Genomic DNA, 20,760 nt, shown 5'->3' with positions numbered 1-20,760 from the left:
TAGCTCTTCTTATGATTCTTGCTTTAATTGGTGCTTGTTCCGGTTCTACTGCTGGAGGGCTAAAACAATTTAGGTTTTTAATCATAGTAAGAACAGCAAAAAAAGAAATTGAGAAGACTTTTAATCCTAACCTTGTTTATAGAATTTCGTTAGGAAATAAAATTTGGGAACTATCAGAAGTTAACACTCTTCTAGCTTTCATTTCCATCTACTTCTCAACAGCAATCCTGTTTGGCTTTATTATTTCGCTTTCTGGCTACGATCTAATAACCTCTTTTTCTTCTTCCATTGCTTGTATTACTTCATTGGGACCTGGACTTGCCAAAGTAGGACCAGCGGAAAACTTTTCTTTCTTTTCAAGTCTTGACAAGATACTTCTTTCCTTTGAAATGATACTTGGAAGACTTGAAATCTTTACTGTTTTAGCGGTGCTTTTGCCATCTTTTTGGAGAGATTAGAACTGGAAACTCAAGCTGCTAGAAAGAAGTAAAATGTTTTTGTCCTCATCCTGAACTCCACCAAAGTTTTCTACTTTATCAAATGTGAGAGAAAAATACAGCTTTGCAGAAAAAGTCTTCAGGTAAAAGAAACTATCAATATTAAGTCTCTTAACTCCTGAAACGGAAAAAATATTTTCTTCTTCATCTGAAGGATAGTCCACTATCCCATGGAGGCGACGATCAAAGCTAAAAGAAAGAGAGGCAAAATCGAAATCACGCTCTACTTTAAAAAAGTAATTTCTTGAATCTCCTCCCATGGCGTGTCCTATGATAAATCCTTCGTAAGTGTATCCATCAGGATACATATGGTGTGTGTACCATCGTGCGGTCTCATCAACAGTTTCTGCATACTCTACAATTACTCGAGTATATCCTGTAGTTAAACTTGTTCCAATGATATGTACTGCTGCCGTTGGAACTGGAAGTCCAAAAGGACCTTCCGGCTTTATAGCATCATCGCCAGCGTAAACGTAGTAAAGTTTCCCACCTTTGAAGGGTTGAAACTTCCATTTTCTTAAAAAATTTAAGTACCAAGTGATTTCTATTGAAGCAAGCTGATTGTTGTCGTAGTAATGGGCATCTTCTGATGGATCTCTAACGTTTTCATCTTTTGCAAGGAAAAGATACCAGATATCTTTCAAAGATTTATAATCAGGTCTTCCAGATCCTCCAAACTGGATAGCACGGGACCCGGCTATTTCAAAGTTCTTAATTGGTTTCCATGCAAGCCTCATTCCCCAAACTTTTGCGTAAGATCTTACTCTTTCCTTCTCTAAACGTGATAGGAAAGTGGAGAACCTCCACTCTCCAAGAATACTAAGGAGCCCTGGAAGTCTTTTAGAAGAGTCCATTTCCACTTTTAGCATTAGCCACGGTTTTATATTGTTTGTAAATAGAAGATCTCCATTCTCGCCGTTACCGTACCAAACTGTATCTTTTCCAAGTAAAATGTTTACTCCTTTAAAGTTCCTTGTTACGTAACCCCTGTTTAACTCTAAACCACCCCTTTTGTATTCAGGTTCCAAGTAGAAAAGATAGTTTGAAAACCTCATTTCGGAGGAAAATCTAAATCTCCCATTCAATCCCGAATCTAAAAGGTATCCTTCTTTGTAAGAAGTTTTGTATTCATTTACGCCCGATAAGTAGTCAACTGACGTATAAACGTTATTGATAGGTTTTATGTAGTTATATCTATAACCTTTTAAAAGCTCATCTACCGTATCCTTGAAGACAGGGTAAAGTTCATCGAAAAACTTTTTGGCAACTTCAGGATCTCTATTACGGTTGTTGTATATCTCAACAATTGCTCTTGCAAACTGTTCCCGTGTTAACGGCTTGAAAGAAAGATCAACATCCTCAATAAGACCCACTTCCTTTGCCCTTTCAAGGATCTCATACTCCCTTTGATACTCCAAAATCGGCACAGTTGAAGTTGTCAGTGCCCAAGAAACTCCCGGAAAAAGAAGAAAAAGAAACAAAAATAACTTTCTCATCTAGAGCTCCCTTAAATTTTTGTAATCGTGTAAACAGTGATAGCCCCTTGGTAGATAATCTGCATGATATCTTTAATGAGAGGTCTCCACATAACTGGAACGTGAACTTCAAGGGGAACAACTATAGAATCTCCTGGTTTAAGTTCGTAGTCAAGAATTGCATCGCTACTTCTAAGGATTATCCTGTTACTCTTGTCATCCCAAGCAAAAACCTTGCTACCCACGTTTGAAGAAGAGACAACAGAACCATCAGCCTTTATCACAAAAATATTTTCCTTATCAGCATCTTTCGTAAATCCACCTGCCAACTGGATGTAGTCCCTAACCTTTAAGCCTTTGCGGTAAACAAGTGCAGATGGATTGTAAACTTCTCCAAATACAAGAACACTTCCGGGTTTTTTAGGAATAAAGATTTGGTCTCCATCTTCAAGTAGAATGTTATATGGAGAATTCTTTAGCTTTTCAAGGTCATAAGGAATAGATATTCCAGCAATTCTACCACTTACTTGAGATTGTTGCATTTCTTCTAAGAGTTTTCTTTTAGCTTCAAAAGCTGCCTGTCTTGCTTTTATCTCTTCAGAAGACAAATCCGCTTGCATAATAGCTGCTTGTTCTTTTTCTAACTGCTGTTTAAGAAGGGAAACAATCTTTGCTATCCTTTGCTGTTGCATTTTTCTTACTGATTCTCTGAGAATAATGACTCCTTGTGGATAAGCGTCCTTTCTAAACCCTCCGGCAGCTTTCAGAACATCATAAAGGGTAGTATTTTCTCCTATTTTGTAGATTCCGGGATTTTTTACGTATCCACTTACTACTACCTTTTCGACTATTTCTTCTGGCTCTACTTCTTGGACAATTAACCTATCACCGGGTTTAAGTGTTAAATCAATATCAGAGTCGGCTTTCAGTAAAAGTCGATAGAGAGGAACTATAGCAACCACTTCCTCTTCTTTCTCTTGTTTCTTTTTACTTTCACTACTCTTTTCTTCTTGTCTCTGTTCCACTCCTTTAATAGAAGTTTCTTTTAATTCTTCTTTTTCTTCCATTTTAAACGTGTTCAAGGCATCGTTATCAAAATCCATGGTTTCGGGATTCAAAGTTGTAGAAAAGGTTGTAGAACTGATACTTTCACTTCTTTTTCTAAATATCACTACCTTTAACTTCTTTACATCTTCTAAAAATTCAACTGACGATAAAGCTTCAGACAGTTTTAATCCTTCACGATAAGGAAGGTAAAACGGCTTTTTCACAAGGCCTGAGATCTTAATAGGAGGATAGACGTATTTAGGATAGAACTTTATAAGGTCGAGCTTATGTATTTCAAAATCTTTTTTCCCTTCTATAATATCTATTGGAGAAAACTTTTCAATTTTAACTATATCCAAAGTTGTTGGATCTCTTCGGTCAATTTCTGCATAGTAGAGATTGGTGTTTAAAGTAAGCATATCTTTTTTCAGGACTTCAGAAAGTTTCATTCCTTCCTTGTAAGCGTATATTCCAGGATACTTTATTTCTCCTTCAACGATAAAGACATCCCTCACCTTATTGAGATCAACTGCCTTAGTATCTCCAAATTTGAAAAGAATTATTCTATCTCTTGGTTTCAAAACTAAGTCTTCTTTGCCGTTTAAAACCTCTTCTGGCGAGAAAGTTAGATACTTAGGAAAAGAACCTAAAGGATATTTTCTCTCTATAAGACCAAACTTCATATTGGAATCAGGATAAAACATATCTTTTTTCAGGACTTCAGAAAGTTTCATTCCTTCCTTGTAAGCATATATCCCTTGATAAGGAGTATATCCATCTACCATTACAGCATTTTCTGGAATATCAACAACCGTCTTTATTGAAACTAAGTCTCCATCTTGAACTTTCTGAGAAATAAACTTTTTATCATCTAAGGATCCTTCCAAAACTTTCAAAAACTTATTGTCTTTATATCTTTGAATAACAACTTTATATCTATAGCTAGAAGGTAAAAGTCCTCCTGCTAAGTTAATTAAATCTTCTATGGTCTCGTTTCCCTTTAGTTCGTAAATAGCCGGTTTCTTTACTTTGCCTGCAATTCCTGCCACTTTCCCTATTGAACCTACAAAGATAACGTCTCCGTCTCTCAGCTTAACGTCAACTGGCTTTCCTTCTAAAAGGAGTTTATAGAAATCTATATGTATCTTTTTTAGACCTTTAGATGTTTTTCTTGTAATAAGAACATTTCTAAGGGTTCCAGACTTTTTAATACCTCCTGCCATCATTATGGCGTCTATGACAGTATTAACTCCAGTTACCAGAACTCTCCCTGGACGGTTAACCTCTCCCGAAACGTAAACAGGAAAAGTCCTTAAATTTCCTACGGTCAATTTGATATTTGCTCCTATGGAATTTGAAATAATTTTTTCCGCTTCTCCCAAACTCATTCCCCAAACAAAGAAAACTCCCAGCCCCGGAATGTAAACTTTTCCTTGTCTATCAACAACCAACCTTGTTATTTTGTCAATGTTGATACCCGGTGGAGCTCCGATTACGTAAAGAAACAGTTCATCCCCTGGTCCTAAAACGTAAAATTTATCAACAGGAGCAGAAAAATCAACGGAAGGAACTCCTTTGAAAAACTCGTATCCAAACTGTTTTATCTTATATTCAATGGAATTATCAGAATTTATGGATGTTGCCCTCTTTTGAAAAGAAAGTTCTATTAAGGAAAGATCTTCAGATTCTTTTGTTTCTCTTTTCTTTAGAACTTCTTTCTCTTGTTGGAAAGATGGGTAATTTTCTGTCTTTTCTATTTTTTCTTTCAAAGAATCTTTTGTAGTTGAGGTAGTTTCCTGAGTTTGATAAAAAGAAGCTGTTTTTTCCTGATCCTGAAATGAAGAAATGCCTACTGATTTCGGAAGAAAATTATCGATGCTCTGAGCGGTAGCTACATTCAAACCGATAAATGGAAAGCATATAGAGATTAAAAATTTACGCATTACTTTTTTCCTCCTCACGTCTTTTCTTTACATTGTCAAGCCACTCCTTGAAAAAGGCTACAAATATTCCTAAGAACAATCCTGAAACAAGAGATACAACAACTATGAGCTTCTTTTTTGGTTTGTAAGGCTTTTTAGGATCTGGAATATAAGGTGGATCTATAACTTGAAATGATATCTGTTCCTTCATCTCTTGGGCTTTTGCCATTTCATACTCTTTTACGAGAGTTTCAAAAAGTTTTTGTGCTATAGACATTTGAGATTGTAGTTTTTGAAGGTTTAGCTGATACTCAGGAAGAGATACGTAATAATTGTTTCTCCTATGAACTTGTTCTAAAGACTTTAGTTTCTTTTTAAGCGATTCAACTTCTTGCTTTAGCTTTTCTATTCTTTCCTTGCTAACTTTTTCATCCTGAAGAGATTGAAGTCCTTCTTTTAGTTTGTCAAAGTCTGCATTTCCAAATATAAGAGGAACTTCCTTTATTTTACCTTCCATGAACTTTTTGTATATTTCCTCCACCTTTTGAAGTTTTTCCTTAGCTATATTCAGCTGTTTTTCAATATAAATCCTATATTTCCTTGCAAGGGTAAAGCTTTTCTCATTTAAGATTTTATTTGCCTCTTTCAAAACAGCATTGGCTATATCGTATGCAAGTTGAGGGTCTTTCTTAAACTCCACAGACAAAGTTATAACTCCTGTCTTTTTGTCGGTAGAAACAGAAATAAGCTTGTCCAACACTTTGGCACCATCTAAAACGGTCGGAGGTCTATCGTTTTCATCCTTCAAAATCCATTGATTCTTTTCAGAATCCCACTTATCGGGAAACAGTTTAGGTAAAAGGTTTAAATCTTTAATCACTCTTTCCCTTAGGATTCTACTTTTTAAAACTGCTTCTACTGTAATTCCTGACTCGCTTCCGGTAGGAATAGGAACAGATATTGGAAGAGATGAAAGTAAAGAAGATAATCCTCCAGTGCTTTTTCCTCCAATGGGTATTAACGTTGTTTCTGTTTTATAAGTTGTAGGTAGAATAAAACATAGGATAACTGCTATGATTGTAAATAATCCTGTTACTCCAAAAATGGTCTTTTTTCTTCTTTTTAAAGTTAGCCACAATTCATAAAGATCTATTTCGTCCTCTTCATAGTAAAGGTACCGGTCTCGTCTTTCTTTCTCCAAAACTACCTCCGCTTTTTAACGTTAAGAGTATCAACTTCCCCACTTTTTAAAAGTTTTGGGCTTGAAAAAGTTCTAAGCTTTATGACTATATAAAGTACGGGATCTGTGTAGGTTAAAAATCTTTTTCCCGGAGTTATTCTGCAACCGTTTTTGGAACGAAAAGAATATTTTTTGCATCTTCCTTTATAAACTCTTCCGTCTTGTGTTACAAACAAAACCAAAGTATCTTCGTCTGCTCCCTTTACATCTACAAAAGGCTTATAGTAGATGGAATTTCTTCCTTTGTATTCTATCCAGCCCGTTTCAGCAAAAGACGTTAAAGTAGTAGCAAAAACAAACAGAACAACAAAAAGAAGATGCATCTTTCTACCCCATAAATTCTTCCGAAGGTCTATAACTTAAAGCTTCGGCAACGTGTTTTCTCAGGATTAAATCGCTACCGTCAAGATCTGCAATAGTTCTTGAAAGTTTCAAAACTCTATTAAAGCTTCTTGCAGAAAGCCCAAGTGCCTTTGTTGCAGTATTTAAAAGAGTTTCTGCTTCATCTTCCATTTTACAGAATTTTAAAATTTCTTTCCTTCCCATCTGAGAATTAAAGTTTATCTTTAAATTCTTGAATCTCTTTTTCTGTATTTCATGTGCCTTTAAAACCCTTTCTCTTACCTTTTCGGAAGGTTCTCCTCCTTCTTTGTTCTTTAAATCTTCAGGCTTTACAGCCGGAACAGGTATGTGGATATCTATTCTATCAAGAATTGGACCAGAAATTTTTCCAAAGTACTTTTTCACTTGAGAAGGAGCACACTTACAGTAATGTTTTTCATCTTCAAAACCTTTAAAGCCACAAGGACAAGGATTGCTGGCAGCAACGAGAGAAAACCTTGAAGGAAACTTTACAGTCCCTGAGGCTCTCGATATTACGACGAAACCGTCTTCCAAAGGCTGTCTTAAAGCTTCTAAAGCAGAACGTTTAAACTCCGCCATTTCATCAAGGAACAAAACTCCGTTGTGGGCTAAACTTACTTCTCCCGGTTTAAGGTTCGTTCCTCCACCAATAAGCGCAACTTCTGACGCACCACTATGGGGGGGAACGAAAAGGTCTTTTTACAACAGGCACTTCTGAAAAGAGTCCTGCAACGCTGTAAACTTTGGTAGTCTCTATTATTTCTTCTTCACTCATTGGAGGAATTATGGTTGGAAGTCTTCTTGCAAGCATCGTTTTTCCAGAACCAGGAGGACCAACCATAAAAAGGTTGTGGTGTCCAGCTGCTGCTATTTCTAAAGATCTCCTTGCTTGATATTGCCCAACAATATCTGCCATGTCAACTTCAAAAGAATACTTACCAGAATCCAACTCCTTTCTTTTTGCAGGATCTATTTCCTCATCTCCATTTAAAAAGGCAACTACCTGGGACAGATCTTTTACTGGAATAATATCCACACCTTCTATAAGGGTTGCTTCTTCAACGTTTCCTTCTGGAATTATTATCCCTCTGTAACCTTTCTCCTTTGCCAAAATAGTTGCAGAAAGTATCCCTTTTACTTTTCCAACTTCTCCGTTGAGTCCCAGTTCTCCAGCTATCAGAAAATCCTTTACTTTTTTCTGGAAAACTATTCCAACGCTTCCAAGTATTCCGATGGCAATTGGAAGATCAAAAAGCGTTCCCTCTTTCTTTAAATCTGCAGGCGCAAGGTTTACAACAATTTTCTTAGAAGGAAAAGGGAAACCTGAGTTAACAATGGCAGCTTTTACCCTTTCTCTACTCTCTTTTACTGCAGAATCGGGGAGTCCAACTATGGAGATTCCAGGAAGCCCTCTTCCGGAGTCAACCTCAACTTTAACGGTGATTCCATCAACTCCTAAAACAGTGAAACTGTTGACTGTGAAGACCATTAAAGTTACTCCATTTTCTGGTTAATTTTATACACCACTATTGTTGGAAAATCATCATAAACAAGTTCAAAATATTTTTTATCATAGTTTCTCAGAATGTACATCTGATTAAACATTGACCTAAACGGTTGCTCTCCCATAACGAAGAAGAAACTTCTACCTTTTTCTTTAAGAATTTCTAAGTATATACCTTTTTCCCTGTAGTTTTTATCATAGATGGTTCCATTCTCATTTCTTATAACCAAACTTTTTATAGGAATTGCTTTTCCACCGCTTATAACGATTCCTTTTTGAAGGTCTAAAATGTTGTTACCGCAAATTATAAGATTCTTACTTCTTAACCTACATCCTTTTAAAATAAAGATTGGAGATTTTATTCCTTTCTTTAGATCAAAGTTCCAAGTTCCAAAATAGTTTATCCACATAAACTTTCCTATTTCATCCTCTGTAAATACCCAATAGATAGGATTTTTAGTAGGTTTAGAAAACTTACCTGAAAATATCATATTCCTTATTTCTTTCTCCCTTTTCCCTTCTTTGACTAAATCGCTTATACCTTTTGCTCCTATATTTGCAATTCCTAAAATAGTGTTATGAGCAACTTTTGGAGAGTCTATTGAAAAGGTAGTAGCAACAAAGTAGGTCTTAGGACTACCTTGACTTCCTCCATCGTGGAAAGTTGCTCTAGTTGCTAGGTACTGAATAGCATATCCATAGTCCCACCAGGTCCATATCCAAGAGTTTTTAGGAGCAATTTCTCCAAGTTTTATAAAACCAGCTTGAAGCTCAGGTGTAATTTTTGGCTCTATAACAAAGGCCACAGAGTTTTTGTTGAAATAAAGAAGTAAAAAAGGCAACAAGAGCAAAAGGATAAGTATTAAAAAGTAGATCCTTAGTTCCCCTAAGAACTCTTTTCTCTTAAAAAAGCTCAAAGTACTATCTATCAAGTAACCAATACCAATTCCTATAAAAGGAGAAAGATACATAATAAATCTGTTTCCTCCCTTTAGTGCCATAAGCCCTATAAGGAAAATTGGCAAGAGAAAAACAGTTTCTCTAAATCGTTTTACGAAAAGAATTGACACTCCTAAAAGTCCAATCGCAAAAAGTAAAATGTTTCCTGAAGAAAGGTCAGCAGTTCTCACAATGTCAAAGTGCTGAGCTTCGCTTATTGACATAAAAACGTTCGGGAAACCTCCACTAACGGCAGGTTTAAAGAAGTTTATTAGGTAGGTTTTAACAAGAGATAGGAAATTAAAGATTCCTCTATAAACAAAAACTGGATTTGAAAGAAGAAGCAAAATTCCAAAATAGGGTAGTTCTTTTCTAATACTGGCTAACAGTTTTTCTTTAAAAAAAACTTCCTGACTTTCTTTTGCTTTGATAAAAACAGCTACTAAGAGATAAAGAATTAGAAAACTTAAAGTTATCCCGTAGTGGGCATACCACCAAGAATAACCAAGAGTGAGAATACCAGCAGTTGCAAGGTAGATATATTTTCTCTTTCCTTCAGAGTTTAAGGCAAGTAAAAAGAAAAGGGCCATTCCGAACGGGAAAAAGAGGTTCAAAGAATCTGTATCAAATCTTGCAATGGATGTTCTAACAAGGTAGATAAAGTTTACCACTCCAAATAAAGCCCCAACAAATCCAGCAAAAAATAGGTTAAGTCTAAAGAAATAAACAGTCAGAGGAACAACAAAAAAAATGGAAAGTATAGGAGTTAGCCATAAAGCTATATTTTCAATGTTAGTATTGAAAACTTCTGAAAGCTTAGCCCCTAAAAAACTTTCCATAGGTATTGGGGAAGGATAGGTAGCGTTATCGGGAACAAATCTTAAATGGTCTCTCTCTCCTGCTTTGTAGCTTCCATTTAAATATTCTTTTGAGTAGTGAGCAAAGAAAAAGGCATCATAACTTGTAAAAAGAGGTGTGTCTTTATAAAAAAATCTTTCTTTATATTGGTTCCAAACTTTCAAGTCATCAAACCGAAGGTAGAGTCCAACAAAAACGGTAATAAATATTGAAACAGCAAGTAAGAGATATTTTCTAAATTTGTTCCTATCTTCCATTTTTCCCCCTTAAAACCTTCTGTTCACTTCCCAGTTCCAGGCAGTGCGAATTATAAATTCTAAATCGTCATACTTTGGAGTCCAGCTTAAAGTTTTTTTCAGTTTTGTGGAATCTGCTACCAAAATTGCAGGATCTCCAGGTCTCCTTGGAGCTTCTTCTACTTTAAATTCTTTACCTGTGACTTTCTTGGCAGTTTCCACGACTTCTCTTACCGAGAATCCAAAACCGTAGCCACAGTTAAAGACTTCACTCTTACCACCACTTAAAAGGTAATCAAGAGCTAAAAGGTGAACGTCTGCAAGATCGTTAACGTGGATATAATCTCTTACACAAGTTCCGTCGGTAGTTGGATAGTCGGTGCCAAATATCTTTATTACTTTCCTTTCACCTTTTGCAGTCTTTAAAATTAGTGGTATTAGATGAGTTTCAGGATCGTGGCTTTCTCCTATTAGTCCACTTTCATCTGCTCCAGCAGCGTTAAAATATCTTAAGGAGACATATCTTAAATCGTAAGACAGACTGAAATCTTCCAAAATTTTTTCTACAAAAGCCTTAGACTGTCCGTAAGGGTTTATAGGTTTTATAGGTTCATCTTCTTTTATTGGAATATTTTGTGGATTCCCATAAACTGCTGCCGTTGAAGAAAAGATGAAGTTCTTTACTCTGTTCTTAACTATTACTTTTAAAAGGTTTAAAGTATTTGCTGTGTTATTCTTATAATATTTGAGGGGGTCTTTCACAGATTCTGCAACTTCTATGAAAGCAGCAAAGTGCATTACAGCATCCGGCTTAAAACTTTCTACTATGGAATTAAGTCTTTCTTCTTCTTCTAAATCTGCAACTACCAATTTTCCATAAAGTACCGCTTCTTTATGACCCTTTGAAAGGTTGTCCAATACTAAAATTTCGTATCCCCTCTCTCCAAGTTTCTTTACTACATGGCTACCTATGTATCCCGCCCCACCAGTTACAAGGATTCTCATTTCTTACTCCTTAATAGCAAAACTGAAATAACCAAACTCCCCAAAACACTACCAGCTCCATCAGCAACAAGGTCTAAAGGATCACAAGATCTATAAGGAAGAAAGAACTGAACAAACTCTATAAACGATCCAAAGAGTAAAGAAAAAACAATGGTTTTCATAAATGGAATTCTGTATGAAACTTTTAAAAGAACTGCAAAAACAAAGAAGGCCAAGAAGTGGCTAAGTTTATCGGAACTTCCAACTTCTATTCCCCGTGGTATTACCGATAAAACAAAAATGAAAAAGGAATAAAATACAAAAAGAACCTTTAAAACTTTTCTATTTTTTTCAATTATCACCTATACTTTTCCCTCTCTTATGAATCCTTCAAGTTCCTCTTCCCAGGTAGGAATTTTAACATTTAGAACTTTTGAAATTTTTTCGTTAGACATTGCAGAAAACTTTGGTCTTTTTGCAGGTAGATTAAAAATTTCACTAGAAACCGGTTGAATAAACTTGTTTATACCTTTTACCTTGAAGAAAAACTTTGCCCATTCATACCTTGAAGCATAGCCAGTATTTGTGAGATGGAAAAGACCTCTAACTCCCTCTCTTAAAGCTTTTAGCGTAATCTCAACTATTGTTCTTGTAGAAGTTGGAACGGATACTTCATCGTAAGAAACTTTTAAAAACTCATTATTCTTTACCCAACTAAGAAGTTTATACATAAAGTTCTGTTTTCCTTCCCCGTAAACCCAACTTACACGAAAAAGAAGATAGTTGTCTGTTTCTTCCCTCAGAAATTCTTCTCCCGTTAGTTTACTTTTTCCGTATTCACTAAGTGGACATGGAATATCTTCCTCTACGTAAAGACTTCCTTCTTTTTTCCCATCAAAAACATAATCAGTGCTATAGTGAACAAGGAAACTTTTATACTTCCTTGAAGCAAAGGCCAAATTTCTAACACCAAGAGCGTTCACTCTAAAAGCACCAACATAATCACTTTCTGCTTTATCTACAAGATTATAAGCTGCACAATTAATAACAACATCAGGTTTTACACTTTCAAAAATTTCTAAAACTTGATCTAAATCCGAAATATCACACTCTTCTTTCCCTACAGCTACCCATTCAACCAATTTTCCATTTAACGATTTAACCAATCCTTCACTCAACCACTTAACAAATTCTTTTCCCAGTTGACCTTGTACACCAAAAATAAGATATTTCATTCCTCTTTTAAGTTCCTCCAAGATGGTTTTAGTGGAGAATCAAACTAGAAATATTTATTAAACAACTTTTTAATAACTTTCCCAATAATTTCCATATAACCTTCGGGAGTGTAGGCTTTGAATTTCATTATTCTATTCTCCTTTAACGGTAAACCTTCTTCCAGTAATCTCGAAGTTCCTCTACTTTCCTCTTAGCCCAGTCAAGATTTTCAAGATACCACTTTACCGTTTTCTCTATACCTTCCTCAAAATTAATTTTAGCTTTCCAACCGATCTCTTTTTCTATCTTCTCTATTGAAAGGGAGTATCTAAAATCGTGACCGGGTCTATCTTCCACAAAGGTTATTAAACTTTCTGGTTTTCCTAAAATGCTAAGAATAACCTTTACAACTTCTATATTCTGTCTCTCTTCACCGCTTCCTATGTTGTAAATTTCTCCAGCTTTTCCTTTTTTGATTATTTCAAAAATTGCTTCACAACAGTCTGAAACATACAGCCATTCCCTTACGTTCTCTCCAGTTCCGTATACAGGAATTGGTTCATTGCTTAAAGCCTTCAGTATAACGACAGGAATTAACTTCTCGGGATACTGCCAAGGACCGTAGTTATTCGAAGGTCTAACTGTAATTACAGGCAAACCGTAAGTTCTATAGTAAGCCCTTCCAAGCATATCGGCAGAAGCTTTACTTACCGAATATGGAGAATTTGGATTTAAAGGAGTTGTTTCAAAAAACTTCCCTTCTTTTCCAAGTTCACCATAGACTTCATCAGTAGCAACGTTTATAAAGAGGTCAACTCCTACTTCTTTAGTCACATCAAGCAGAACTTGTGTCCCTTTTATATTTGTTTCTATAAATGGAGAAGCATCAAGTATACTCCTATCCACATGACTTTCAGCCGCAAAATGAACAATAACTTGAGGTTTTTCAGTTTTAAATATGTATTCTATAAATTCTCTATTTGTAATATCTGCTTTATAGAAGGAAATTTTTTCCTCTACTTCTTTTAACCTTTCAACGTCTCCAGCATAAGTTAACTTATCAACGATAGTAACAGAAAATCCATTTCTTACAGCCTGCCTCACAAACTCACTTCCTATAAAACCTGCACCACCAGTGACTAAAAGTTTCATTTGACCTCCGTTCTATACACAAAATTTATCTCTGCATCTTTCAGAAAAGGTGCATTTTTATCTTTCTCAGAAAGGATAGGTTCTCCTTCAAATGGCCACTTGATATCTATTTCTGGATCATTCCACCTTATACTTCTATCGTGATCCGGAGAATACTCACTACCAGACACTTTATAAATAATTTCAGCTTCTTCCGATAAGGTCAAAAAGCCGTGGGCAAATCCTTTCGGTATCCATAACATTAGTTTGTTTTCTTCAGAAAGCTCTACTCCTACCCATCTTCCAAAGGTTGGACTTCCCTTTCTGATATCTACGGCAACGTCAAAAATCTTTCCTTTTATACACCTTACAAGTTTTCCTTGAGATTTAGGTTCAATCTGATAATGAAGACCTCTAAGAACGTTCTTTCTTGATTTTGAATGGTTATCCTGAACGAAATTGGTATCAATTCCTGCCTTTTCAAAATCACTCTTTTTAAAGGTTTCCATAAAGAATCCTCTTTCATCTCCAAACACTATGGGCTTTACGATAATCACTTCTGGAATTTCTGTTTTTATAAACTCAAAAGGCATGGCTTCTCCTCCAACTAATCAACCAACTCCAACAAATACCTTCCATACTCAGTTTTTGAAAGTGGTTTAGCAAGTTCTAAAAGTTGATCTCTGTCTATCCACCCGTTATTGAAGGCTATCTCCTCTATACAACCTATCATTAAACCTGTCTTTTTTTCAATTGTAGCAACAAATTCACCAGCTTCTAAGAAACTATCGTGAGTTCCGGCGTCAAACCATGCAAATCCTCTTCCCAAAAGTTTTACCTTTAGTTTTCCTCGTTTTAAATACTCCTCATTAACAGAGGTTATCTCCAATTCCCCTCTATCTGAAGGTTTTACATTTTTTGCTATTTCTATAGCCTTGTTGTCATAAAAGTACATACCTACTACAGCATAGTTGGACTTAGGGTTCTTTGGTTTTTCCTCTATTGTTTTAACTTTTCCGTTCTCATCAAACTCAACAACTCCAAATCTTTCTGGATCTTTTACATAATATCCAAAAACATAAGCTCCACCGTTTTGTTCAATTTCTTTTTTAGCTTCCTCTATTATCTTTATAAGGTCATGTCCATAAAATATGTTATCTCCTAATATGTAAAAGATATTGTCTTTTTCTATGAACTCCTCTGCAAGAATTAATCCTTCAGCAAGTCCGTTGGGTTTTTCTTGTATCTTGTACTCTATTTTCATCCCTAAATGGCTACCATCTCTGAAAAGTTTTTTAAAAGTTTCCAAATCCTGAGGATTAACTATAAAGAGAACTTCTCTTATTTTAAGAAGCATTGCTAAAGAAAGTGGATAGTAAATCATCGGCTTGTTGTAGATGGGTAAGAAATGCTTGTTTATTGCAACGGTAACCGGGTAAAGTCTTGTTCCACTGCCTCCTGCTAAGATAACAGCTTTCACTTTGCTTTCTCCTCCAATTTCTCATCAAGGCTAAAGGTAATTCCATCTAGCATTGTAACTTCAATCAGTTGTTATTTGTTGCATTTCTTTTGTACCTTAGCTTTCATTAACTCTTTTATTAGGATAAGCTTAACAAACAATTTTTACTAATTTTTACTCCAGAATCGAAAAAACTTTTAACTTTCTATTTTGAATAGCTTACCAGACTACCGTACTTTTATTTATCACTTTCATCTTCTTCTATAAGTCTCTTAAGATTAAAGGATACTCCCTCCAAGACAGGAATCTCATAGTCCCAATCAACAATAAGCCAAGGCTTTTCTTTCTCCGCTATCCATATCTTTTTATCTTTTGTAAATATCCAGATTACCCTATCGACACCGTGGTCTAAGAGGTCTTGAGTTTTTCGGTGAAAGTAATCCTGAGGAGTAGAAAACTTTCTAAGGTCTGCTTTTGTATCTATTTCTATCACTACTTTCGGAGCTACTGGAACCAATTTATCCTTTTTTAAAAAGGGTTTAACCTTTTCTTTTTCCCATATTCCTATATCTAAGTTATACCAGCTTTTAGAGGCAAACTTATAACCAACCTCTCCGAAAAGTAGCTGATAATCTTTTGAACTCAGAGTCATATGAAGAAAACGAACTATAAGATCTATCAACCAGCTTTGCAAACCACTACTTCCCATTACTTCCTCCAGTTGCTTCTCTCCCGAAACCACCTTGTCGTAGTCTCGATAATAAATAGGACTTCCATGTCTCATCTCGTATATGAGAACTTTTGGAACTCTTTTTCTTAGTTTTTTCTCTTTGGTTTTAAGGGTTGTTTCCATATTTCCTCCAAGAAAAAGTTTCATTTGCAATCTATCCTATCTTATAAAGTTAATCACTTCTTGAACAAATTCGAGATACTGCCTTCAACAAGCTTAGGCCAAATTGATGAATTCTTTTACCGATTCTATAACGTCTTTCATTGTAATAGCTTTCATACATTTGTTTTCGTTGCAACCATATTCAAATCCTAAGTTTAAACATGGAGAACACCTCAGGGGACTCTGAATAGAAATAGAGTTTTTGTTTAATGGTCCCCACCTTTTTGAGGAAGTAGGTCCATGCAAAGCTACAAGGTTGCAACCTAAAGCAGATGCTAAGTGCATAATGCCTGTGTTAACACTTATAACCAAAGTACTTCTTTTTAAAAGAAGGGCTACTTCTTTAAGGCTTAATTTTCCAGCTACAACCTCTACAAGATTCTTCCTTTTAGATTGGTTGTATATCTTTAAAGCTCTATCTCTATCAGACTTTGCCCCTGTTAAAGCAATAGAATAACCTTTACCCGTAAGATAGTCTACTAGTTCTACCCAATACTCCTCTGGCCATTCCTTTAGATAACTTTTTGTTCCTCCAGGAAACATATGGATAACGATAAGATTTTTATTTTTTTCTACTCGAGGCAATGAAATTGTCGGTAGATTACTTCCATTTACTCCTATGGTTTTAAGGATGTTTTTGTAGTTAAAAATCTCATGAATGTCATTTCTATGTTCAACCGCTTCATCATAGATGTAATGCCTATACTGATAGGGAGTTCTAAATCCTACCTTAAAGCTAGACTTTGAAAAAAAGGAGTAGACAGCATTAATCCTTGGCCAGCTTCCAAAGTCCAGAAGAACATCAAGTTCAAAACCTCTAATGGTTTTTATGTCCGAAATAAGATTTTTAAGAGTTAACCTAACAACTTTCAGTTCTGAATACTGTTCGGCTATCAGTTTAGCAATTTCATAGTTGGAAGATCCACAAAATAAAACCACTTTCACATTTGGAAGGAAGTCAAAAATATCTTCTATTATTGCAGAAAGGAGTATAGTATCTCCTATAGCAGCAGTTTTTAAGATACCAATTCTATCCAAACTTTTAGGATGTTTTTTTCTTCTTTTAAGGATTCCTAGAGAGAATACTAAAGGAATTCCTATGTACCTATCTAAAATTTTTAGAAGTCTATTACCTCTCATCTTCATTCCAGTTTTATCTTTTTCTCTAAAATATATTCAAGCAGATTTCTTTTAACATAATCACATTCTTTTTCCAACTTCTCACAAAACACTTTCTTGGAATCGTTAACAAAAAGAACTTTTTTCCTTTTATTCTGGGAAGTTATAGAGGAAATTAAGATTACATTTTTAAAGCTATCTTCTACTCTATAAGGATTTAAAGAAAAGGGTTTCCAAGTTTCAACATCTGTATAAAAGTTTATTTGATAAGCGTTTGTTGGCATTTGTAAGAAATTAAAACCTCCTCCGTCAATTCCCAGCACCCAATCAGCAAACTTTGCAACGTACATCAGACTCCAAAGATCTAACTTTTCTTCTAGAAATTTGACATTTTCTCTGGTGAGATTTTCTTTCAAATAGGGTAGGACTTTAAAAGAGGGATCATCTACAATTAAAATAGTACCTTCGTACTTCAATCCTTTCTCTATTAACACTTTCCATTCGTCCGTTCTAAAGTTCCTGAAAGGTTTGTTACCAACAAAGACTATGGAAAACTTTTCCAAACTTTCTAAAATTTTATCGGCTTTTGGACTGTGAACTTTTTTAATGTATTCCTCAACCTCCTTTGGAAACTCTTCGATTTGAAGCTGTATTCCTGCATTCCTAAAAAATTCTAAATACTTTTCAAGTAGCTGTTTTTTTCCAAAAGTTGAATAAAAATCGTTTATTACGTAATCGGAACAACAGAGATTAAGAAGAAGATTTTTACAGTGGATGCAGAAGTAACCTTTTTTGCAGAAATGTTGAGAAAGTTTTAAGTCTCCTTTAAGATCAAAAAAAATCTTGAAATTCTTTTTATCTTGTTTCCTGAAGATGGTTAGCAAGTTTCTAAAAAAGATGAGAAGTTTTTCCAACATAGAAGGAAAGAAACTATCTATGATTTTCACTTTAACGAAAGGCTTTATAACCCAGTGATTTTCTTTAGAAGCAAAAACTATAAAATTTATTCCTAACCTCTTCATAGAAATAAAAAGGGGTAAACTTACTATTGCATCACCAATTCTATCGTTTCTAGAAAACACAAAAAAATTTTTTCTTGGTTGAACATTTGATATTTTTTTTTCTTTAAATTTTACCAAGAGATTTGTTATGAATACCCCAAATTTAGTTATCATAGAAAGACTAAGAAATTTCAGCTTTTCCATACCTTCCTCTGATGCCGTCAAGTATAGCCTTGTGATAAATAATCAGTTTAGAAAGCTTGGGAAATAGCTTAAGAACTCTAACTGGATAATATCTTAAAAAGAACAAGAAAATGAACAGAAAATGTTTCCAACATGGATTGTGTTTTTTAGAAAACAAAAAACCGTTCCTCGTTCCATAGTAAACTACAGTATTGGAAGTTTCCCCTCCCGTCGTTGCCGAGTATTTGTGCCATACCTTGGACTCTGGAGAAACAAAGAATTTAAAACTATTAGAAGCTCTAAAAAATAAATCTGCCTCTTCGTGATATAAAAAATATTGTTCATCAAACAGTCCTACAGTTTTTAAAACTTTTTTCCTTATGAGAAAGGAACATCCAACTAGGGAATCTACTCTCCGTGGGCGAACTATCTTTTCTGCAATCATTCTATACGAGAATACATCTCTGAGAAAGTACCTTTTTACCTTTACGCCTGTGGTTTGTATCTCATATGGACTTTTGTAGAAGAAAATAGTGCTACCAACTGCCCCTGCTCCCGTTTCGTTTATGCAACAAACTAAACTGGAAAGACTATCTTCCGATACAATAGTATCATTGTTCAAAATCCATATGTATTCAAAGTCATCTTTGGCCAGTGCATACCTAATCCCTATATTGTTTCCTCCAGCGTATCCTAAGTTTTCTCCAGTTTGAATCAGAACTAATGGGTAGTTGGTTAAATAGCGAACTGGTTGAACAGTTAACTTCAAGCTATTTTCCAAATTACTATTACCGCCCTTCTTAGCTTCTTTACGAGTATAGCAAACATAAGGTATTGGCTTTTTAACAGGTGGAAATGAAAAACGTCTTAAAGGATGATCTACTTTTACCCAAACATCTAATTTTCCCTCAGCCCAAGCCTTTATATACTCCATAGAATTATCGGACGAGTTATTATCCACAACAATAACTTGATAATTTGGATAGTCGTTCCTCAATATGCTTTCCAAACACTCGATAGTATCCGCCCAACCGTTGTAGTTAAGAACGATTATGTAGACTTTAGGGAACTTTTCTATTTTCTTTTTAGACATTACTGTTTTCTTCATTGATTAAACCTTAACAAAGATTTTTTTTAAATCCTCCATGAACCTTTTGGGTTCTTCCTTTATAACTCGCCTGTAGTAATCGAAATCCTTATATCTTTTTTCGAAATTTTCCAAACAGTCCATTATTTTACTAATAATTTTAGGTATGTTCTCCTCTTTATCTTCAAACTTATACTCATCTGGAATAGGAACATCCTTAAAATATTTAGCTGATCCTCTCCTTCCCGTAATTACACAACAACCCAAAATGGCAGCTTCACGTGGAATTCTATCCTTACCGGGATGATTGCCGAAATCTATGTAAACTTTTGCTCTTTGAAGAGTTTCTATAACTTGCTGTCTGGTCATATTAACAAGTGGGACAAACTTTAAGTTTTTGGCGTAAGAAATTATCTTCCTAGTAAAGCTGGCTCCTTTTTTTGGATTGTAAACTATAATATCTTTCTTCTTTGACAAAGAAATCCTAATATTTAGAAATTTTGAGTTTAAGTATTCAGATAAATAGTATAAAGGTCGTAGTTCATTAAACCACTCCATACCTCTATATGAGTTTACCATATAAAAATCTGCGCTTTTTAGAAAAGGATCTTTTCTGTAGTCATGTCTTTTAACTAACTTTTTTAAGTTTTTCTCTGAATAAATTTCAAACAAGGAAGGTCCATTGAACAGCTGCATGAATTTATTGACAATCCTTTCAAAGATAAAGTCCGTCTTCTTCATTTTACTGAAATAGTAGTTATCCACGCTTAAAAACCATACACCTTTTCTAATGTCTTTATATCTGTTTAATAATTCTAATCCTTCCAAAACCTCTGGAACTATTAGAATATTTTCTCTAGTTATTTCCTTTTTAGGTATTTCTAATACATATGGAACATTATATGACCTATAATCAGGATGCACTGGAATTTCAAATTTATTCTTATTAAAATTATAATAATAAATAAAGACTTCTACATTTAGGTCATTTATAAGGTGATAAGCCAGTTGATGAAGCAATTCTGGCCCACCGGTAGCAATATTCGCTGGACAAGCAATATAGATTTTCGTGTTGGGAAAAATGTCAATACTCACGATAATTTCTCCTTCCGAAATTAAACTCTTATTTTGGCTTTTTCAATAGGCTATCTACACAGGCTTTTATATTTATGAACCAGAGACTTAATGGTAAAACAGGAGTTGAAATGGAAGCATTAACTGCAGCTAGCATTGCAGCTCTAACCATTTATGATATGTGCAAAGCAGTTGATCGATTTATGCGGATAGATAACGTTCAATTATTAGAAAAGAAAGGTGGCAAGTCGGGTCATTGGAAACTACAATCATGAATCAAATAATTGACCCCTTTAACCGTCATATTACTTATTTACGAGTCTCCGTAACGGATCATTGTAACTATCGATGTCACTACTGTCGTGACGAAGATCATCAAACACACACTACACGATCTGAAGTCCTTTCTTTTGAAGAAATTGTCAAAATTGTCAGCCTATTTGCCGAACTAGGTGTAACAAAAGTTCGACTCACGGGTGGCGAACCTTTACTCCGTAAAGATATTCTTGACTTGACAAGAATGTTAGGAGATAT

Annotated in this window: 21 protein-coding genes; 3 read left to right on the top strand and 18 right to left on the bottom strand. The window is 35.0% G+C overall.

All coding sequences use genetic code 11. The features are described from left to right. Positions 1–458: potassium transporter TrkG (locus ABGX27_07635; protein MEO2069365.1), on the top strand; the 458-nt coding region annotated here is incomplete at its 5' end. Here the strand turns inward: ABGX27_07635 and ABGX27_07630 are convergent. The 18 genes from ABGX27_07630 to ABGX27_07545 all read right to left on the bottom strand — a co-directional run bounded on the left by ABGX27_07630 (position 455) and on the right by ABGX27_07545 (position 20,247). Further along, entirely contained in the window at positions 455–1,993 is a 1,539-nt protein-coding gene (locus ABGX27_07630) for a capsule assembly Wzi family protein (GenBank protein MEO2069364.1), read from the bottom strand. The genes ABGX27_07635 and ABGX27_07630 overlap by 4 nt on opposite strands. 11 nt (positions 1,994–2,004) lie before the next feature. Then, positions 2,005–4,962 carry an SLBB domain-containing protein gene (locus ABGX27_07625; protein ID MEO2069363.1) on the bottom strand — a complete coding sequence of 986 codons (2,958 nt, stop codon included), beginning with the start codon at positions 4,960–4,962 and terminating at the stop codon, positions 2,005–2,007. Further along, a complete protein-coding gene (locus tag ABGX27_07620) occupies positions 4,955–6,142 on the bottom strand; it encodes a Wzz/FepE/Etk N-terminal domain-containing protein (protein ID MEO2069362.1) in 1,188 nt (395 codons plus the stop codon). Before ABGX27_07620 ends, ABGX27_07625 begins: the two co-directional genes overlap by 8 nt. A 2-nt stretch (positions 6,143–6,144) precedes the next feature. Continuing rightward, complete coding sequence (locus tag ABGX27_07615; GenBank protein ID MEO2069361.1) at positions 6,145–6,504, bottom strand: hypothetical protein; 360 nt, start codon at positions 6,502–6,504, stop codon at positions 6,145–6,147. Between the two features lie 4 nt (positions 6,505–6,508). Continuing rightward, entirely contained in the window at positions 6,509–7,195 is a 687-nt protein-coding gene (locus ABGX27_07610) for an ATP-binding protein (GenBank protein MEO2069360.1), read from the bottom strand. A gap of 22 nt (positions 7,196–7,217) precedes the next feature. After that, complete coding sequence (locus ABGX27_07605; GenBank protein MEO2069359.1) at positions 7,218–8,033, bottom strand: magnesium chelatase domain-containing protein; 816 nt, start codon at positions 8,031–8,033, stop codon at positions 7,218–7,220. Between the two features lie 5 nt (positions 8,034–8,038). Beyond that, a complete protein-coding gene (locus ABGX27_07600) occupies positions 8,039–10,102 on the bottom strand; it encodes an STT3 domain-containing protein (GenBank protein ID MEO2069358.1) in 2,064 nt (687 codons plus the stop codon). A gap of 9 nt (positions 10,103–10,111) precedes the next feature. Further along, positions 10,112–11,086 carry a UDP-glucose 4-epimerase GalE gene (galE, locus tag ABGX27_07595; protein ID MEO2069357.1) on the bottom strand — a complete coding sequence of 325 codons (975 nt, stop codon included), beginning with the start codon at positions 11,084–11,086 and terminating at the stop codon, positions 10,112–10,114. After that, on the bottom strand, positions 11,083–11,427 hold the full coding sequence (locus tag ABGX27_07590) for a VanZ family protein (protein ID MEO2069356.1): 345 nt from the start codon (positions 11,425–11,427) through the stop codon (positions 11,083–11,085). The genes galE and ABGX27_07590 overlap by 4 nt, the downstream gene beginning before the upstream one ends. Beyond that, complete coding sequence (gene rfbD, locus ABGX27_07585) at positions 11,428–12,300, bottom strand: dTDP-4-dehydrorhamnose reductase (protein ID MEO2069355.1); 873 nt, start codon at positions 12,298–12,300, stop codon at positions 11,428–11,430. A gap of 142 nt (positions 12,301–12,442) precedes the next feature. Continuing rightward, a complete protein-coding gene (gene rfbB / locus ABGX27_07580; protein MEO2069354.1) occupies positions 12,443–13,432 on the bottom strand; it encodes a dTDP-glucose 4,6-dehydratase in 990 nt (329 codons plus the stop codon). Further along, positions 13,429–14,004 (bottom strand): dTDP-4-dehydrorhamnose 3,5-epimerase, encoded by a 576-nt coding sequence (rfbC, locus tag ABGX27_07575; protein MEO2069353.1) that lies wholly within the window; start codon positions 14,002–14,004, stop codon positions 13,429–13,431. The genes rfbB and rfbC overlap by 4 nt, the downstream gene beginning before the upstream one ends. 14 nt (positions 14,005–14,018) lie before the next feature. Next, the gene (gene rfbA, locus ABGX27_07570; GenBank protein MEO2069352.1) at positions 14,019–14,891 is read right to left on the bottom strand and encodes a glucose-1-phosphate thymidylyltransferase RfbA; all 873 of its coding nucleotides are present in this window, start codon (positions 14,889–14,891) and stop codon (positions 14,019–14,021) included. Between the two features lie 217 nt (positions 14,892–15,108). Continuing rightward, a complete protein-coding gene (locus tag ABGX27_07565) occupies positions 15,109–15,747 on the bottom strand; it encodes a Uma2 family endonuclease (protein MEO2069351.1) in 639 nt (212 codons plus the stop codon). 69 nt (positions 15,748–15,816) lie between these two features. Then, complete coding sequence (locus ABGX27_07560; GenBank protein ID MEO2069350.1) at positions 15,817–16,908, bottom strand: glycosyltransferase family 9 protein; 1,092 nt, start codon at positions 16,906–16,908, stop codon at positions 15,817–15,819. Beyond that, positions 16,905–17,903 carry a hypothetical protein gene (locus tag ABGX27_07555; GenBank protein ID MEO2069349.1) on the bottom strand — a complete coding sequence of 333 codons (999 nt, stop codon included), beginning with the start codon at positions 17,901–17,903 and terminating at the stop codon, positions 16,905–16,907. The genes ABGX27_07560 and ABGX27_07555 overlap by 4 nt, the downstream gene beginning before the upstream one ends. A gap of 160 nt (positions 17,904–18,063) precedes the next feature. Then, positions 18,064–19,173 (bottom strand): glycosyltransferase family 2 protein, encoded by a 1,110-nt coding sequence (locus tag ABGX27_07550; GenBank protein ID MEO2069348.1) that lies wholly within the window; start codon positions 19,171–19,173, stop codon positions 18,064–18,066. Positions 19,174–19,176: 3 nt separating this feature from the next. Then, positions 19,177–20,247 (bottom strand): hypothetical protein, encoded by a 1,071-nt coding sequence (locus ABGX27_07545; GenBank protein ID MEO2069347.1) that lies wholly within the window; start codon positions 20,245–20,247, stop codon positions 19,177–19,179. 74 nt (positions 20,248–20,321) lie between these two features. On the opposite strand from ABGX27_07545, the gene ABGX27_07540 reads away from it, so the two are divergent. Both ABGX27_07540 and ABGX27_07535 read left to right on the top strand, forming a co-directional pair. After that, positions 20,322–20,501, top strand: a complete 180-nt coding sequence (locus tag ABGX27_07540) for a cyclic pyranopterin monophosphate synthase MoaC (GenBank protein ID MEO2069346.1) — start codon at positions 20,322–20,324, stop codon at positions 20,499–20,501. Further along, on the top strand, positions 20,498–20,760 hold a 263-nt coding region (locus ABGX27_07535; protein MEO2069345.1), incomplete at its 3' end, for a radical SAM protein. The genes ABGX27_07540 and ABGX27_07535, both read left to right, overlap by 4 nt.

The organism is Desulfurobacteriaceae bacterium (genome assembly GCA_039832905.1).
Classification (GTDB): Bacteria; Aquificota; Aquificia; order Desulfurobacteriales; family Desulfurobacteriaceae; genus Desulfurobacterium.
Note: the sequence above shows the minus strand (reverse complement) of the source record. Positions and strands in the feature narration are given on the sequence as shown.

Coding starts and splice junctions, on each gene's coding strand:
- ABGX27_07630 (MEO2069364.1), bottom strand. CDS start 1,993: ATGAGAAAGTTATTTTTGTTTCTTTTTCTTCTTTTTCCGGGAGTTTCT.
- ABGX27_07625 (MEO2069363.1), bottom strand. CDS start 4,962: ATGCGTAAATTTTTAATCTCTATATGCTTTCCATTTATCGGTTTGAAT.
- ABGX27_07615 (MEO2069361.1), bottom strand. CDS start 6,504: ATGCATCTTCTTTTTGTTGTTCTGTTTGTTTTTGCTACTACTTTAACG.
- ABGX27_07605 (MEO2069359.1), bottom strand. CDS start 8,033: ATGGTCTTCACAGTCAACAGTTTCACTGTTTTAGGAGTTGATGGAATC.
- ABGX27_07600 (MEO2069358.1), bottom strand. CDS start 10,102: ATGGAAGATAGGAACAAATTTAGAAAATATCTCTTACTTGCTGTTTCA.
- galE (MEO2069357.1), bottom strand. CDS start 11,086: ATGAGAATCCTTGTAACTGGTGGGGCGGGATACATAGGTAGCCATGTA.
- rfbD (MEO2069355.1), bottom strand. CDS start 12,300: ATGAAATATCTTATTTTTGGTGTACAAGGTCAACTGGGAAAAGAATTT.
- rfbB (MEO2069354.1), bottom strand. CDS start 13,432: ATGAAACTTTTAGTCACTGGTGGTGCAGGTTTTATAGGAAGTGAGTTT.
- rfbC (MEO2069353.1), bottom strand. CDS start 14,004: ATGCCTTTTGAGTTTATAAAAACAGAAATTCCAGAAGTGATTATCGTA.
- ABGX27_07565 (MEO2069351.1), bottom strand. CDS start 15,747: ATGAAACTTTTTCTTGGAGGAAATATGGAAACAACCCTTAAAACCAAA.
- ABGX27_07560 (MEO2069350.1), bottom strand. CDS start 16,908: ATGAAGATGAGAGGTAATAGACTTCTAAAAATTTTAGATAGGTACATA.
- ABGX27_07555 (MEO2069349.1), bottom strand. CDS start 17,903: ATGAAGAGGTTAGGAATAAATTTTATAGTTTTTGCTTCTAAAGAAAAT.
- ABGX27_07550 (MEO2069348.1), bottom strand. CDS start 19,173: ATGAAGAAAACAGTAATGTCTAAAAAGAAAATAGAAAAGTTCCCTAAA.
- ABGX27_07540 (MEO2069346.1), top strand. CDS start 20,322: ATGAACCAGAGACTTAATGGTAAAACAGGAGTTGAAATGGAAGCATTA.